The organism is Bacillus sp. EKM420B, assembly GCF_011065565.1.
GTDB classification, from domain to species: domain Bacteria; phylum Bacillota; class Bacilli; order Bacillales; family Bacillaceae; genus Bacillus; species Bacillus velezensis.
This window is the reverse complement of the sequence record NZ_JAAMNX010000003.1, coordinates 331,797-346,716: the sequence shown is the minus strand read 5'-3', so window position 1 is coordinate 346,716 and position 14,920 is coordinate 331,797. Positions and strand designations below refer to the sequence as shown.

Sequence of the window (14,920 nt, the reverse complement as noted above, 5' to 3'; positions counted from 1 at the left end):
TTACTGACCTCCTTGAAAAATGTTTTTGCTTATATATCGATCGCTGCCGTCAGGGAAAATAGTGACGATATTTGATCCGGCGGGCGCTTTTTTCGCTTCTTCAAGCGCTGCATAAAGAGCCGCCCCTGAAGAGCTTCCGATTAAGAGGCCTTCTTTCTCGGCCGCTTCTCTGACAAGCGAAAACGCCGTATCGTCTTCCACTGTGTAAATGGCGTCAAAATGGTTCTCGTCCATATATTCCGGGATAAACTCCATGCCGATGCCTTCCGTTTTATGGGCATGCGGCTCTCCTCCGTTCAGGATCGAGCCTTCCGGTTCAACGATCACCGTTTTGACGGCAGGATTTTTCTCTTTTAAATAAGCTGCCGTACCGGCAAAGGTGCCGCCGGAACCCGCTCCTGCGACAAAGGTGTGGATATCCCCGCCGAGCGCGTTCCATATTTCGGGTCCAATCGTTTTATAGTAAGTCAATGGATTTACTCGGTTTTTAAATTGCAGAACGGCATAAGAATTATTAATCTCCCTCTCCAGTTCAAGCGCTTTTCGAATGGCTCCCTGCATGCCTTCTTCTCTCGGCGTATGCACGATGTCCGCTCCGAGAGCTTTCATAATTTGCTGCTTTTCTCTGCTGAAATGCTCCGGGACGCAAAAAACGGCGCGAAGCTGATGCTTTCTGGCGCACAGAGCGAGTCCGATCCCGGTGTTTCCGGCAGTCGCTTCGATGATAACGCCGCCCGGTTTCACCTTTCCCGTGCGAAGCGCATCTTCAATGAGCATCCCGCCCAGCCTGTCTTTAATGCTTCCGCCCGGATTCATCATCTCAAGTTTAGCATAAACCGCTGTTCCCTCCGGTATATCAAAATGCTTGAGACGGAGCAGCGGTGTATTTCCGATCAGTTCTGTAATATCTGTTATCACGTTCAATATGTGTCCTCCTCCTGGAAAAGCGGAGGAGAACGAGAATCCCCCGCTTAGTGAATTCGTTTGATGACATTCAGGACAAGCTCAGTTGAATGAACGGCAGCCTGTTCTAAAAATTTATTAAATGAAACGTCAGATTCTTTTCCGGCAATATCAGATAAAGCTCTGATGACAACAAAAGGCGTTTTGAACTGGTGGCACACCTGTGCGACAGCCGCAGCTTCCATTTCAACCGCGTACAAATCCGCAAATTTGGCGCGTACGTCTTCAACCCGCTTCGGATCATTCATAAAAGAATCTCCCGTAGCGATTGTGCCTTTGGCGACTTGAATGCCGTTCAGTTCAGAAACCGCTTCCTCAGTAATACTGATCAGCTTTTCATCAGCTTTGTATGCTGCCGGAAGACCCGGCACCTGTCCGTATTCATAGTCAAACGCCGTCACATCCACGTCATGATGGCGGACATCTGTTGAGATGACGACGTCGCCTACATTCAATGTATGATGAAAACCGCCCGCTGAGCCTGTGTTAATCACATAATCAGGTTTGAAACGGTCAAGCAGAAGCGTCGTGCTGATCGCGGCGTTGACTTTTCCGATCCCCGATTTCAGCAAGATAACTTCGACGCCTTCATAGCTGCCCGTCGTAAACTCACAGTGAGCGATCATCTCTTGTTTTGCGTCTTTCAGTTTGCTTCTTAAAATCGTAACTTCCTCTTCCATTGCTCCGATGACTGCCAGTTTCATTTATACACAATCCCTTCGATTTACCGTTTAATCGCCTCCATTATCCAGACAAAGTCATTTTGCTGCGTAAACCGCGCGGCAAATCCCTCTTCTGAAAAGATGTTTTTCATTGTCCCGAGTGTCGGATAATGTTCCGTCTTTAAATCGTCCGCTAATTGATGATAGCCGTTTCGGATTGCTTTTTTAATTGTTTCATCATAAGCTTCATGATCTTTAAAGACGGTATCGGCAAACACTATTTTATCATGCTTCTGAAGGATTGTGCCATATTGCTTTACAGCCGCTTGCTTTTCTTCATCTGTTAAATGATGAAAGGCGTACGAGCTGACGATGGTATCTATTTGAAAAGGCGGAGCGGGAAACTCCAGAAAATCTCCGTCACTGAACACAGCTTTGTCAGAAAGCTTGTCAGCCGCCAGTTTTCTCATTGACGGAGACGGTTCTACACCAAACACCTTTTTGTTCGCGGCGGCTAATTTCGCCGTTAAATTCCCTGTGCCCGGTCCGAACTCTAAAACGTTTGAACCTGAAAGTGCGACGATGCTGTCAAGAATATTGTCATACCCTTTAAAAACATCAGCATATTGTTTGTCTGCCCCGTGCACTGTGGCATCATAAGTCGCTGCCCAATCTTCAAATAATGGAATAAATTCACGGCCCATATTTTTCACTCTCCATAATTTATAATTCCTATGAGTATAGTATGGATTAATCGTGGAACAGTTCCTATCCTATCACAAAAAAGAATGGAAGGGTACTAAAATACTTTGGGATTATTGCGCAATTACGGCAGAAAGGCTTATACTTTCATTGACTCAGAAGAAAAATCAGGAGGATCTGTACTGATGAATTTTCAATTGGATTTAATCAAAGATAAAGTAGAATTTTTCGAAGCGGCATCTTTGCAGGAGCTTGAAAAGAAAATAAACGTTCAGATTGAAAACAACCAGGCGATTATGCTTCGCGTCCGTTCTGTATCCCATCAGGTGACGGCCGTTGACGGCAGAATCCTTTACAGCGCGTCGGTGCATTTTTCAGCTGACGTATGACAGAAAAAAGCAGCTGAATAATCAGCTGCTTTTTTGCGGTTATTTTAACGTTTCTACTTTTGTCGGCTTCCAGCCTTTTTTGTCTTTCCAAGTGATGGTGACCTGATACTTTTTGCCGTTCGTTTTGTCTAAAACTTTACCCTTCGCATCTTGCGGGCTTCCATTGTTTCCGAGCCACAGCACTGTCATGTGATCTTTTGACACGCCTGTTGCGTAAGAGATGGCGTCAAGCATTTCGGACCAGTCTTCAGAGCTTGAGTCATACGTCGCCGCATGTTCTCCCGTCTGCTTTGTGCCGACCGCTTTCCATTTTGGGTTAACAATTGTTTTCTCGACATCGCTTGATGAGCCGCCCTCTGTTATTTTTGCTCCTTTAAAAGGATCGCTTGAATCAGAGTCTTTTTTGCTGCTGTCATCACTTTTCGATGAATCATCGTCTTTTTTGCTGTCAGAGTCTGAAGATGAATCAGATGTGTCCTTATCCTGTTTATCTTTTTTGTCATCGTCTGATGCCGTATCTTTTTTGCTGTCTTTTATGTCTTCATCCGATGTCTGCTTCGTCTTGCCTGATGCAGGTGTTTCCTGCTTCTGGCTCGTGTCCGCTTTTTCGCTCACGTCGCTCGACGGACTGTTGATGAAGAGGCTGACTGCAACGACGACAATGAGAATAGATACGATAGCAATTAAAATGTTAAGCACCATATTTGCTTTTCTGCGCTTATCACGGTTTTCAAAACGAGATTGTTTATTGCTCAATCATTCTGCACTCCTTTATCCCTCTTGCTCAGCATATATTTTAACATGGGCTGAGCGGTTGTTCTATGTCTGATTTGTTTCATTTTCATGTACCTTTTTAACAATATCATAAAACACTGTATTTGTCAGAGCCTTATCCCCCGGCGTGTCCATGTGCAGCACCACGAGAGCGTATTTCGGCTTGTCCGCGGGAAAGTATCCCGCAAACCATTTGTGGTAAAGCGTCTGTTTTTCTTTTGTGAACATTCCCGTCTGGGCCGTTCCCGATTTGCCTGCTATCTCATACGGCAGATCCTGAAACCTTCGGCCGGTTCCTTTCGGTGAGGTGACGACTTCTCTGAGAATTTGTTGAAGCTGCTGCGCCGTATATTTGTCGATGTTTTCCCCTTTTAACGGCTGATCTTTGAATGACGCCATCGTCGTTTTGTTTTTGTATTCAATTTTGTCCGCGATTTTGACTTGTTTTTTTTCACCGCCGCGCGCGATCGCCGCCATCATATTGGCGACTTCAAGAGGCGTGACTTTCACGTTTTTTTGCCCGATCGCCGTCTGTGCGACGGCTTTTTTTACGGTTTTGTCTTTGTCATCTCCCCAAATGACCCCGCTTTTTTCATTATACAGCTGCCTGAATCCGTCTTCCCGGTACAGCTTGCCTTCCCAGCCCGCCCGCTGTGTGAGACCTAGTTTTTCCGCCATGTTTTCAATAACGGAATCATCTTTTTTGATCAATTTTTCCGCAAGACTTGTAAACGTATAATTGCAGCTTTGGGCAAAGCTTTCTCCAAAACTGAGCGTGCCTTTGTCATCCCCCGGCTCTCCGTACAGGTTGAGATTGCAGTTAAAGGATGTGCCCGGCTTCACTTCGTTTTGTTCTATTGCGGCTGCGGCGATCACCGTTTTAAACACTGATCCCGGATAAATCGGCGTCAGCATGTAATTTTGCAGTGTCTGCTGCTTTGACATGTCGGCGTCAGGCTTTGATACCATTCCGAGCACACTGCTTTTTTCAATGTCTAAAAGGACGGCTCCCCCCTTTTTTAACCCGCGGTCTTTCAATACATCTTCCATTGCTTCTTGAATATTGCGGTCGATGGAGGTTTTGACTTGCAGCGGATAAAACGCGTTTGCTTCAGCCGTATATTTGACGTCCATTCCGAATAAAGGGTTTCCCCTTCCGTCGACATGATACAAAAGTTTTGTATCCTGATCCGCCAGTAAAAACTCATCAAACGTCCGCTCCATCCCGCTTGTCCCGATTTTTGCCGTGATCGGCAGTTCCTTCCTCCCGGGGTATTTCTTTTTCAAAAGCTCAGGGTCCTGGTTTGTCGCGCCCAACAGATGAGCGGCTATGTTTGTTTCTTTGCTGTCTTTCATATATACGCCGTAAATGCCGGGATATTTCAAAGAATTGATATTTGCCACGGATTGTTTCGTCAAATGTTTTATTTTTCTGCTGTTCAGGATCACCGGTTTTTTTGCTTCCGTGAGCAGCTGCCTGAGCTCCCCCTGTTTCATTCCGAGAATGTCTGATACCCGTTCAACCGGCCAATCCTGCGTCACGAGAAAGGGAAACAGTATGACGGCAGGCTGCTTTTTTCCGGTCAGCTCTTTGCCGTTCCGATCAAGAAAAGAGCCGCGTCCGTCTGAAATAAGGACTTCTTCCGTCCGCTGCTTGACGCTTTCCTGAATCAGATTAATATTGGATTTTGAAAAAGATTCTGTAAAAAAAAGCTGAATTTCAGCCAGCCTTGCAAGCAGAAAGAAAAACACGAGCAGAAAACAAATCACGGCCGTTTTCAGCCTTTTTGATACGATCATAAAAAACACCTCATCCACATTTTGGACGAGGTGTTTCATTGTTAAACGGATCTTATGAAATTTTCACAATTTTCACGAGCATTTCTCCGCCCGGCGTCTGAACTGTCACTTCTTCGTCCACTTTTCTGCCGAGCAGGCTTTTTGCGATTGGCGAGTCGTTTGAGATTTTTCCTTCAAACGGATCAGCTTCAGCGCTTCCGACAATCGTGTAAGATTCTTCTTCACCGTCCGGCAATTCGATGAATGATACGGTTTTTCCCAAACCGACTACATTTGAACCGCCGTCATCCTCGATGATTTTCGCATTGCGGATCATGTTTTCAAGCGTCGTGATGCGCCCTTCCACAAATGCCTGTTCTTCTTTTGCGGAATCATACTCAGAGTTCTCTGACAGATCTCCGAAGCTTCTTGCGATTTTAATGCGTTCTACTACTTCTTTACGTTTAACCGTTTTCAATTGCTCTAATTCTTGTTCAAGTTTTTGTTTTCCTTCGTGAGTCATCGGAAAAACTTTTTCTTGTGCCATGTTCCTTCACTCCTTGGTGGTTGTCCCTCAACAATAACGTGTGATTATGTATGAGAGCATAAACGAAAAAATCAAGAATGAGAACACAGGGCAGTCCTCGTTCTTCTCTCCCATATAGGTACTGTTTATCTTAAACTGAATGTGTGTTTTCTGCAAATGTTTCGGTTTATAAACAGGGAAAGAAGGGAACTGTCTCATTCCCTTCCAGCCTATACATAATATGGTCTGAGTTATTTATGTCTATGCTATGGTATTACAAAATTGCATTTTGTTCAAGGATCGTTTGAATCTTCGTGACCATCAGATCAATTGCGACGTGGTTTTGTCCGCCTTCCGGAATAATGATGTCCGCGTAGCGTTTCGTCGGTTCAACAAACTGATTGTGCATCGGTCTGACGACGGACACATACTGCTCAATGACAGAATCGATTGAACGGCCTCTTTCGTTAATATCTCTCATAATCCGTCTGATGATACGGAGATCCGCGTCCGTGTCGACATAAAGTTTCATATCCATGAGGTCGCGAAGTCTTTTATCTTCGAGAACGAGAATGCCTTCCAGAATAATGACATCCTTCGGCTCAACCGGAATGGTTTCCTCAGAACGCGTATGCAGTTTATAATCATAAATCGGCTTTTCTATCGGCCGGTAATTCAAAAGCTCTTGAATATGCTCGATTAAATAGTCATTATCAAATGCGAGCGGGTGATCATAGTTTGTGTTCAGCCTTTCTTCAAACGGAAGATGGCTTTGGTCTTTATAATAAAGGTCTTGCTGGATCATTAAAATCGAGTGTCCTTTAAACTGTTCATATATGGAACGGGTGACGCTTGTTTTTCCTGATCCGGAACCTCCTGCGATGCCTATAACTACAGGACTCTTACCCATTGGTGATTACTTCCCCTTTCTCATCATGTTGCTCGGATAAATCTTTTTGTCTACTTTAAATGTAACGATTTGCAGGGGATGGCGGGCAGCATCAAGCTCGTTTCCGTCTTCGTCCCAAATAGTGCCGATTGTGAATGTGAAATTGTCGATTTCAGGACCGAAAAATTCCACTTCGTCACCTTGTTTAAAGAAATTGCGCTGCTGGAGCGTCACCATTTGAGTTTCCTCGTTATACGCGAGCACGAGACCGGCAAAATCAAATGTTGTTTTCTTTCCGTGTTCGCCGAACATCTGCTCTTCATACCCGGGCGTGCCTTCAAAGAAAGCAGGCGCGGTATCCCGGTTTGCACATTTGTCCAGCTCATCCAGCCATTCTTTTTGAATGACAAAGTTTTCAGGATCAGCGCAGTATGCGTCGATGACTTTACGATACACGCTGACAACCGTCGCAACGTAATGAATCGATTTCATCCGGCCTTCAATTTTCAGGCTGTCGATACCCATCTCGATCATTTGCGGAATGGATTCAATCAATTTTAAATCTTTCGGGCTCATCGCAAACGGAGCGTCTTCTTCGTCATAAAGCGCGACCGCGTTTGCACCGTCTGTCTGATACAGGTCATAATCCCAGCGGCAGGACTGACAGCAGCCGCCGCGGTTGGAATCCCGGGCTGTCATGTGATTGCTCAGCACGCATCGTCCTGAATAAGCGATACACATGGCGCCGTGGATAAAGGTTTCGATTTCAATATCCACCTTTTCCTTCATTTCTTTAATTTCCAGTCCGCTCGTTTCACGGGCAAGCACCACGCGGTCAAGCCCTTCTTCTTTCCAGAACTGCACCGCTTTCCAGTTTGAAAGGGACTGCTGTGTGCTGAGGTGAATTTCTACGTCCGGGGCCACTCTCCGGCATGTTTCAATAATCAGCGGATCAGCGACGATAATTCCGGCAACTTTTGCGTCTCCCAACGCTTTTAAGTATTCTTCCAGACCGTCCATATTTTCATTATGGGCGAAAATGTTTGTTGTCACATATATTTTTGCCCCGTATTTTTTGGCAAATTCTACGCCCTCTGCGATTTCTTCTATTGAGAAGTTATCCGCATTTGAGCGGAGTCCGTATTCCTGTCCTCCGATAAAAACCGCGTCCGCTCCGTAATGAACGGCAATTTTTAATTTTTCAAGGTTTCCTGCCGGAGCAAGGAGTTCAGGTTTTTTCGTAATGACGCGTTTTCCGTTTACGACTTTGGAAATGGTTTGATTTACGGCTGTCATCCGTTGCACCCTCCTTTTTAATAGACCGTTTCTTTAAAGAAGAATCCTGTGTCGATGCTTCTGTTCACAGGCTGAATGCTTTCAATCCGCTCTATCCAGCTCTCTTTTTTCTCTTCGTATGTCTCTCGGCTTTCGAAGCACAGATCGATTGCTTCTCTGTACATGCGGGTCACTTCAGTTAAGTATTCAGGAGACTTCAAAACTCCGTCGATTTTGAAAGAATCGATGCCGGCGTCCATCAGGTCCTCTAATTCATCAATCATGCACACATCGTTCGGGCTCATGATATGCGTGCCGTTTTCATCTTCAAAAATCGGGTATTTATTGCCCCGTTCCTTGTCATGCAGAAACATTCCCGCTTCTTTTTTCTTCTGTTCGATGTCCATGACTTTTCCCTGGTATTCGAAGTAATGGCCCACTAGTGAACGCTTCGATTGGAACATGCACGTCATGCCGTGGATTTGAATTTCAATTTCCACTTCGGCGTTTTCTTTTATGTCAATGATGCTGTCCATATTTAATTCTTTAGCCAGCACTGCCCGCCGTGCGCCTTTGCGTCCCCAGTAATTACAGGAATAGTAGTTGGTACCCGTTGTTTCCGTGCTCCAGTGCAGTTTGAGATCGGGAGCCGCTTCACGCGCCGCCATTAAAACGGCCGGATCACCGAAAACAGCCGCATCAACGCCGGCCTCCTGCAAAAAGGCAAGATAGCCGTTCAGCTCGTCCACTTTTTCGTTGTGAAAAATAGCATTGACGGCGGCATACACTTTCGCGCCTTCCTGATGAGCTGTCTTTACGGCTTCTTTTATATCTTCTCTTGAAAATTCACCGGCCAGTCTCAGGCCGTATCTCTGTTCTCCGACTAACAGGGCCGTTGCGCCCGCTTGAATGAGCGGAAGAATATCCTGTACAGAAGTCGGAGTCACCAAAAGTTCAGGTTTTCTCATGATCCTTCACCTCTTCTTTTTACTGATGGCGATGCCGTCTCCGACCGGCAGTATGACCGTTTGATAGTCAGGCCGGTTCATCAGCCATTGGTTATATTGATCAATTTTTTCAACAAGCTTCCGTCTTCTTTTCGGCTCAATGTCCGAGTGATTTTGTGCCACCAGTCCTTTAAACAGAACATTGTCCGTAAAAATGACTCCATCCGGCGCAAGCATCGGTTCATAGAGCTCAAAAAAGTTCGTGTACTGGCCTTTGGCCGCGTCGATAAAAATGGCATCATAAGGAGCCGTGACACGGACAGACTCAGAAAGTTCCAGCGCATCCCCGTGCATTACGTGAATCCGTTTTTCCATTTCAAAGTCTTTTATATTGTTCACAGCTTCTTCATAGCGTTTGTCGTCCCGTTCAATCGTGTAAATATTCGCATCCGGAAGCTCAAGCGCCATCCGTATGGCGGAATATCCGATTGCCGCGCCGATTTCCAAAATGTTTTTCGCCTGTTGAATCGACAGCATTTGAAGCAGCACTTCAATGCCCGCTTCTTCCATAATCGGAACATGGTGCTCTTTTGCATAGGCTTCAAGCTTTTTCACTTTATCAGGCCGAGGCTTCAGCATCGCGTTTATATACTCGTTTATTTGTTCATACCGATCATTCACGGCAAACAGCCTCCGTTCTAAAAAGGAGTGCCCCTGACGAATCCGCGGGGACACTCTCTTAAGACACTTCTTTATCCATAAGTAAACAACCCGATATATTTTATCATAAAACCTTTCAGAATGGAATAAAAGGAGAGCTTTTGCCCTCCTTTTATTCGCTGTCTTTTTTGGAAATATACTTTTCCTTCGCTTTATTATGGTCTTTTAATGTTTTGGTGAAAACGACCTCGCCGTTTGATTTTGCAAGGAAATAGAGATAATCCGTTTTGTCAGGGCGGAGAGCCGCTTCCCATGATGAATCGCCGGCATTTGCAATCGGTCCCGGCGGCAGCCCCTTATGTTTATACGTATTAAACGGAGAATCAATTTTCAGGTCTTTGTAGTAGACCCGGCTTTTATGCCTGCCGGCCGCATATAATACCGTCGGGTCAGTCTGCAGCGGCATTTTTTCTGCAAGCCTGTTGTAAAAAACGCTGGCAATTTTGTGACGGTCGGCTTTGGCGGTGGCTTCTTCTTCAATAAGCGATGCCATCGTCAGCGCGTTATGGACGGAAAGTTTCTTTTTTTCCAGTTCAGATTTATACGTTTCGATACGGGTGTTTGTTTCCTGAACCATTGCCGTCAAAATCGTGTCAAGCGATGCATCCGGATCATTAAACGGATATGTGGCCGGATACAGATAGCCTTCGAGCGGATGCTTGAGCTTCTTGTTTGAAAGTGCGTCCGTTATTGTATCAGGAAACTGTTTTTTCAGTTTGCCGATGAATGTTTTGTCATCCAGTTTCGCCATAATCTCTTCTTTTGAATATGATGTTTCTTTTGCGATCGCATCCGCAATCTGTGTAAGCTGTTTTCCTTCAGGAACGGAGATCTGAAAGGCATATCCCGTTGATCCCGCGGTCAGTTTTTTGATAATCGCATCCGCATCCATTCCTTTATTCAGGTGGTAAAATCCCGCCTGAAACCCGGAAGCGCCTTTATACTTCACATACAGCTGAAATGCTTTTTTGCTTTTGATGACATGCTGATCCTCAAGAATTTCAGCGATTGCCGAAACGGAAGAACCGCTCGGAACATTAATATTGACTGCCGTTTTGCTGCCTTTGTCAACCGGAGACAGCAGAGATTTTCCATAGAAAAAAGCACCGCAAATGATGATAAGCAGAGCGATCACGGAGGACAGTATTATCGTTGTTTTTTTGTTTTTACGCGGAAATGAATTTTTAGTCTGATTGATATTCATACAAGTATTTTCCTCCCAACAGCTCTTATACTACATGATTCATGTGCATTCGGCAATTTATTACAAAAAAAAGCCGAAGCGCATATGCGCTCCGGCTTTTTCTGTTCATTTTATTCTTCGTCTTCTTCCGCTAAAAACGTGTTCAGCGTTTCTTCGATCATTTCCCACTCTTCATCGGTTTCAATCGGCATCAGTTCGCCGTCTTCACCGTTTTCGTTCGGTTCGAAGCTTGAAGCGTGAATTTCGATTTCATCATCGTCTTGAGCATCAATCGGATAATAAAGTACGTAAGATTTGTTGAATGTGTCGTTTTCAAATGTGAACAGCACTTCGCAAAGCTGTTCGTTGCCTTGATCATCGACAATTGTAATGTGTTTTTCGCCGTGTTCCATTTCTTTCACCTCTTAGTTTAAACTGTCCAGATATCCTTGAAGGATCATGACAGCCGCCATTTTATCAATGACTTTTTTTCGTTTTTGCCTGCTGACGTCAGCCGCGATCAGCATTTTTTCAGCCGCCATCGTCGTCAGACGCTCGTCCCACAGCACAACAGGGACATTGTACGCTGTTTCAAGCAGTTTCGCAAATGTTTGGCTGGCTTCGCCTCTCGGACCGATCGTCCCGTTCATGTTTTTCGGAAAACCGAGCACGATCTTCTCTACATTATAGTCTTTCATCAGCTCGGATAAACGGTCCAGACCGTAATCTCCTTCAGCCTCGTTTATTTTTATCGTCTCAATGCCCTGAGCGGTCCAGCCCATTTCATCGCTTAAAGCTACGCCGAGTGTTTTCGTTCCAAGATCAAGTCCCAATATTCTCATGAATGTATTTACGCCTCTTTATGCTGTTCTAGATAGGATTTTACCAATTCCTCAATTAATTCGTCACGTTCCAGTTTGCGAATTAAGTTCCGGGCGTCGCGATGCCTAGGAATGTATGCAGGATCTCCAGACAGCAAGTATCCGACAATCTGGTTGATAGGATTGTACCCCTTTTCCTGAAGCGCATCATATACCGTATTCAGCACTTCTTCGACGTTTGTTTCAGCAGAATCATCGGAGAAATTAAATTTCATCGTTTTATCAAACGAGCTCACCGTTTTGCACCTCTTTCCCAAATTCGCAGGCAAAGTTCAGCCTGAGGTCCTCATCTTATCATCATTCTACACTAGTTGAAAGGATTATAAAACGGATTTTATCCAATCTTCCGCAGATGCGAGCGCCTCTTCCAATTTTTCAGGCTGCTTTCCGCCGGCCTGCGCCATGTCCGGACGGCCTCCGCCTCCGCCTCCGCAGACTTCAGCCGCTTGTTTGACCATTTTGCCGGCGTGAAGGCCTTTTTCGATCAGGTCTTTTGTCACGCCTGCTGAAAGGTTGACTTTCTCGTTTTGCACGGCGCCGAGAATGATGACCGCAGAACCGAGCTTCGCTTTCAGATCATCCACCATAGTGCGAAGGTGGTTCATGTCTTTCGCATTTACTTTTTCAGCCAGCACTTTTACGCCGCCGATGTCTTTTACTTTAGACAGAATGGCTCCGGCTTCCACATTGCCGAGTTTGCTGAGCAATGATTCATTTTCTCTTTGCGCTTCCTTCAGCTCTGCTTGAAGAGACTGAATTCGCTTCGGTACGTCTTTTACGTTTGATTTCAGCTCGTCCGCAGCGTGCTGCAGAAGGCTGAGCTGGCTGTTCATTTCCTGATAAGCGCCTTTTCCTGTTACGGCTTCGATTCTTCGCGTACCTGCGCCGATCCCTGATTCGGATACGATTTTAAACAGACCGATTTCAGCCGTATTCGTGACATGGCATCCGCCGCAAAGCTCAAGGCTGTAATCTCCGACTTGTACGACGCGGACGATATCGCCGTATTTCTCGCCGAATAAGGCCATTGCGCCCATTTCTTTCGCTTCATTGATCGGTTTCAAATCAATCGCTACCGGAATGCTCTCCCAGATTTTTTCGTTGACGATTCCTTCAATGCGTTCAAGTTCTTCTTTTGTCACTTGACCGAAATGAGAGAAGTCAAAACGCAGACGATTTTCGGTAACGAGTGAACCCGCTTGGTTGACATGTGTGCCGAGAACGTCTTTCAGCGCCTGGTGCAGAAGGTGGGTTGCTGTATGGTTTTTCACCACGCCGCTTCTCATTTGATCTTCAACTTCAGCCGTCACGCTTGCGCCTTTTTGAATCGTGCCGCTATCCACCGTGCCTTCGTGTACATGCTGACCGTTCGGAGCTTTTTTCACGTCCTTAATGGTTACGACAGCCTGCGCGCTTCTCAGCACTCCTCTGTCACCGATCTGTCCGCCGCTTTCAGCATAGAAAGGCGTTTTGTCAAGAAGAATTTGGACGGTATCCCCTTCATGCGCCTCGCTGATTAATTGCCCGTCATGAAGAAGCTCGATCACCTTCGCTTCAGCTTTTACGGCACTGTAGCCGACAAATGTGCTTTCTGCGGTAATGTCGCGCAATGCGCCGCCCTGCACCTGCATGCTTCCTACATCTTGGCGCGCATTTCTCGCCCGTTCACGCTGTTTTTCCATTTCGGCTTCAAAGCCTTTATGGTCAACCTTCATTTGCTCATCTTCCGCGTATTCCTCCGTCAATTCAACCGGGAATCCGTACGTATCGTACAGTTTGAATACGTCTTTTCCGGAGATGATGCCGCTGCCTTTTTCCTTCTCTTTCTTTATCACGTCGGATAAAATGGCCAGACCTTCGTTTAATGTTTCATGAAAGCGCTCTTCCTCCGTTTTGATGACTTTGGCGATAAACTCTTGCTTTTCTTTCACCTCCGGATAGAAAGCGTCCATAATTCCTGCAACAGTCGGAACCAGCTCGTACATAAACGGACGGCTGATACCGATGGTTTTCGCGTATCGCACCGCCCGGCGCAAGAGGCGTCTCAGTACATACCCGCGCCCTTCATTTGACGGCAGAGCTCCGTCGCTTACCGCAAATGCGACCGTTCTGATATGATCGGCGATCACTTTAAAGGCCGTATCCTTCACTGCATCCTTTCCGTAAGTATCTCCGGAAATACGCTCTGTTGCTTCAATAATCGGCATAAACAAATCAGTGTCAAAGTTTGTCGGGACGTCCTGAATCACGGAGACCATCCGTTCAAGCCCCATGCCCGTATCAATGTTTTTCTTCGGAAGCGGTGTGTACGTGCCGTCCGGGTTGTGGTTGAACTCTGAGAATACCAGGTTCCACACTTCAAGATAGCGGTCATTTTCGCCGCCCGGATACAATTCAGAATCTGACGGATCATTGCCGTATTTCTCGCCGCGGTCATAGAAAATTTCTGTGTTCGGTCCGCTCGGGCCTTCGCCGATATCCCAGAAGTTCCCTTCCAGACGGATGATTCTTTCTTCCGGAACGCCGATTTTTTCCGCCCATAGCGTATAAGCTTCTTCATCCTCAGGGTGAACCGTTACAGACAGCAGCTCCGGATCAAAGCCGATCCACTTTTCGCTCGTTAAAAACTCCCATGCCCACGTGATGGCTTCTTCTTTAAAATAATCACCGATGGAAAAGTTTCCGAGCATCTCAAAGAACGTGTGGTGGCGCGCCGTTTTCCCCACATTTTCAATATCATTTGTGCGGATTGATTTTTGCGCGTTTACAATTCTCGGATTCTCCGGCACAACGCGGCCGTCAAAGTATTTTTTCAGCGTCGCAACGCCGCTGTTGATCCATAATAAAGACGGATCTTCATGCGGAACCAATGAGGCGCTCGGTTCAACGGCATGGCCTTTTTCTTTAAAGAAATCTAAAAACATTTGACGCACTTCAGCAGAAGTTAAGTGTTTCATCTATATTCCTCCTTATCACTACCCGAAATTCTCTTTTGCGACAGCAAAAAAGCTCTCTCCCTATGCAAACCATGCGTTCACACAGGGACGAGAGCTGTCTCGCGGTACCACCCTGATTACAGGCCGAAAAAGGCCTGTCACCTTTCATCCCGTAACGCAGGATTGCGGCAGCCTTTAACTGCACTCAGGATTAGCTTCGGCCGATCTTCTGCTGAAGCTCCTTTCAGCGTATCGGAGCTTCTCTCTTAAACAGGGCTTCGGCGTACTCATATC

General features: G+C 46.0%; 16 protein-coding genes and 1 other annotated feature (1 of these 17 running past the window's edge). Of the genes, 1 reads left to right on the top strand and 15 read right to left on the bottom strand.

Features of this window, described 5'->3' with window-relative positions:
* Genes G9F48_RS11770 through G9F48_RS11760 form a run of 3 tightly spaced genes read right to left on the bottom strand, consistent with a single transcriptional unit; the run spans nucleotide 1 to nucleotide 2,329 of the window.
* Entirely contained in the window at nucleotides 1-924 is a 924-nt protein-coding gene (locus G9F48_RS11770) for an O-acetylserine dependent cystathionine beta-synthase (protein WP_003152775.1), read from the bottom strand.
* A 47-nt stretch (nucleotides 925-971) separates the two neighbouring features.
* Entirely contained in the window at nucleotides 972-1,667 is a 696-nt protein-coding gene (gene mtnN, locus G9F48_RS11765) for a 5'-methylthioadenosine/S-adenosylhomocysteine nucleosidase (RefSeq protein ID WP_165409523.1), read from the bottom strand.
* A gap of 20 nt (nucleotides 1,668-1,687) precedes the next feature.
* On the bottom strand, nucleotides 1,688-2,329 hold the full coding sequence (locus tag G9F48_RS11760) for a class I SAM-dependent methyltransferase (RefSeq protein ID WP_003152772.1): 642 nt from the start codon (nucleotides 2,327-2,329) through the stop codon (nucleotides 1,688-1,690).
* Nucleotides 2,330-2,512: 183 nt separating this feature from the next.
* On the opposite strand from G9F48_RS11760, the gene G9F48_RS11755 reads away from it, so the two are divergent.
* Nucleotides 2,513-2,716, top strand: coding sequence for a YrzA family protein (locus G9F48_RS11755; RefSeq protein ID WP_003152771.1), 204 nt, complete (start codon nucleotides 2,513-2,515; stop codon nucleotides 2,714-2,716).
* Nucleotides 2,717-2,755: 39 nt separating this feature from the next.
* Here G9F48_RS11755 and G9F48_RS11750 read toward each other — a convergent pair whose 3' ends face one another.
* The 12 genes from G9F48_RS11750 to alaS all read right to left on the bottom strand — a co-directional run bounded on the left by G9F48_RS11750 (nucleotide 2,756) and on the right by alaS (nucleotide 14,647).
* Nucleotides 2,756-3,472 carry a YrrS family protein gene (locus tag G9F48_RS11750; RefSeq protein WP_014305483.1) on the bottom strand — a complete coding sequence of 239 codons (717 nt, stop codon included), beginning with the start codon at nucleotides 3,470-3,472 and terminating at the stop codon, nucleotides 2,756-2,758.
* Nucleotides 3,473-3,535: 63 nt separating this feature from the next.
* Nucleotides 3,536-5,290: a peptidoglycan D,D-transpeptidase FtsI family protein gene (locus G9F48_RS11745; RefSeq protein WP_165409522.1), complete on the bottom strand. Its 1,755-nt coding sequence runs from the start codon at nucleotides 5,288-5,290 to the stop codon at nucleotides 3,536-3,538.
* A 52-nt stretch (nucleotides 5,291-5,342) separates the two neighbouring features.
* The gene (gene greA, locus G9F48_RS11740; protein WP_003152766.1) at nucleotides 5,343-5,816 is read right to left on the bottom strand and encodes a transcription elongation factor GreA; all 474 of its coding nucleotides are present in this window, start codon (nucleotides 5,814-5,816) and stop codon (nucleotides 5,343-5,345) included.
* A gap of 253 nt (nucleotides 5,817-6,069) precedes the next feature.
* On the bottom strand, nucleotides 6,070-6,705 hold the full coding sequence (gene udk, locus G9F48_RS11735; protein ID WP_003152763.1) for a uridine kinase: 636 nt from the start codon (nucleotides 6,703-6,705) through the stop codon (nucleotides 6,070-6,072).
* Between the two features lie 6 nt (nucleotides 6,706-6,711).
* Nucleotides 6,712-7,980, bottom strand: coding sequence for a peptidase U32 family protein (locus G9F48_RS11730; protein ID WP_003152759.1), 1,269 nt, complete (start codon nucleotides 7,978-7,980; stop codon nucleotides 6,712-6,714).
* 17 nt (nucleotides 7,981-7,997) lie between these two features.
* On the bottom strand, nucleotides 7,998-8,927 hold the full coding sequence (locus G9F48_RS11725) for a peptidase U32 family protein (protein WP_121984407.1): 930 nt from the start codon (nucleotides 8,925-8,927) through the stop codon (nucleotides 7,998-8,000).
* Nucleotides 8,928-8,933: 6 nt separating this feature from the next.
* Nucleotides 8,934-9,587, bottom strand: coding sequence for an O-methyltransferase (locus G9F48_RS11720; protein ID WP_003152755.1), 654 nt, complete (start codon nucleotides 9,585-9,587; stop codon nucleotides 8,934-8,936).
* Between the two features lie 151 nt (nucleotides 9,588-9,738).
* Nucleotides 9,739-10,830, bottom strand: coding sequence for an endolytic transglycosylase MltG (gene mltG, locus G9F48_RS11715; RefSeq protein ID WP_156735595.1), 1,092 nt, complete (start codon nucleotides 10,828-10,830; stop codon nucleotides 9,739-9,741).
* Between the two features lie 110 nt (nucleotides 10,831-10,940).
* Complete coding sequence (locus G9F48_RS11710) at nucleotides 10,941-11,222, bottom strand: DUF1292 domain-containing protein (protein WP_003152751.1); 282 nt, start codon at nucleotides 11,220-11,222, stop codon at nucleotides 10,941-10,943.
* Between the two features lie 12 nt (nucleotides 11,223-11,234).
* Nucleotides 11,235-11,651: a Holliday junction resolvase RuvX gene (ruvX, locus tag G9F48_RS11705; protein ID WP_003152750.1), complete on the bottom strand. Its 417-nt coding sequence runs from the start codon at nucleotides 11,649-11,651 to the stop codon at nucleotides 11,235-11,237.
* Between the two features lie 8 nt (nucleotides 11,652-11,659).
* Complete coding sequence (locus G9F48_RS11700; RefSeq protein WP_012118070.1) at nucleotides 11,660-11,926, bottom strand: IreB family regulatory phosphoprotein; 267 nt, start codon at nucleotides 11,924-11,926, stop codon at nucleotides 11,660-11,662.
* Nucleotides 11,927-12,010: 84 nt separating this feature from the next.
* Nucleotides 12,011-14,647, bottom strand: coding sequence for an alanine--tRNA ligase (gene alaS / locus G9F48_RS11695; RefSeq protein WP_165409521.1), 2,637 nt, complete (start codon nucleotides 14,645-14,647; stop codon nucleotides 12,011-12,013).
* Between the two features lie 80 nt (nucleotides 14,648-14,727).
* Nucleotides 14,728-14,920: a binding site (T-box leader), on the bottom strand; it runs 15 nt beyond the window's last position.

Coding starts and splice junctions, on each gene's coding strand:
- udk (WP_003152763.1), bottom strand. CDS start 6,705: ATGGGTAAGAGTCCTGTAGTTATAGGCATCGCAGGAGGTTCCGGATCA.
- G9F48_RS11760 (WP_003152772.1), bottom strand. CDS start 2,329: ATGGGCCGTGAATTTATTCCATTATTTGAAGATTGGGCAGCGACTTAT.
- alaS (WP_165409521.1), bottom strand. CDS start 14,647: ATGAAACACTTAACTTCTGCTGAAGTGCGTCAAATGTTTTTAGATTTC.
- greA (WP_003152766.1), bottom strand. CDS start 5,816: ATGGCACAAGAAAAAGTTTTTCCGATGACTCACGAAGGAAAACAAAAA.
- G9F48_RS11745 (WP_165409522.1), bottom strand. CDS start 5,290: ATGATCGTATCAAAAAGGCTGAAAACGGCCGTGATTTGTTTTCTGCTC.
- G9F48_RS11755 (WP_003152771.1), top strand. CDS start 2,513: ATGAATTTTCAATTGGATTTAATCAAAGATAAAGTAGAATTTTTCGAA.
- ruvX (WP_003152750.1), bottom strand. CDS start 11,651: ATGAGAATATTGGGACTTGATCTTGGAACGAAAACACTCGGCGTAGCT.
- G9F48_RS11730 (WP_003152759.1), bottom strand. CDS start 7,980: ATGACAGCCGTAAATCAAACCATTTCCAAAGTCGTAAACGGAAAACGC.
- G9F48_RS11725 (WP_121984407.1), bottom strand. CDS start 8,927: ATGAGAAAACCTGAACTTTTGGTGACTCCGACTTCTGTACAGGATATT.
- mltG (WP_156735595.1), bottom strand. CDS start 10,830: ATGAATATCAATCAGACTAAAAATTCATTTCCGCGTAAAAACAAAAAA.
- mtnN (WP_165409523.1), bottom strand. CDS start 1,667: ATGAAACTGGCAGTCATCGGAGCAATGGAAGAGGAAGTTACGATTTTA.
- G9F48_RS11710 (WP_003152751.1), bottom strand. CDS start 11,222: ATGGAACACGGCGAAAAACACATTACAATTGTCGATGATCAAGGCAAC.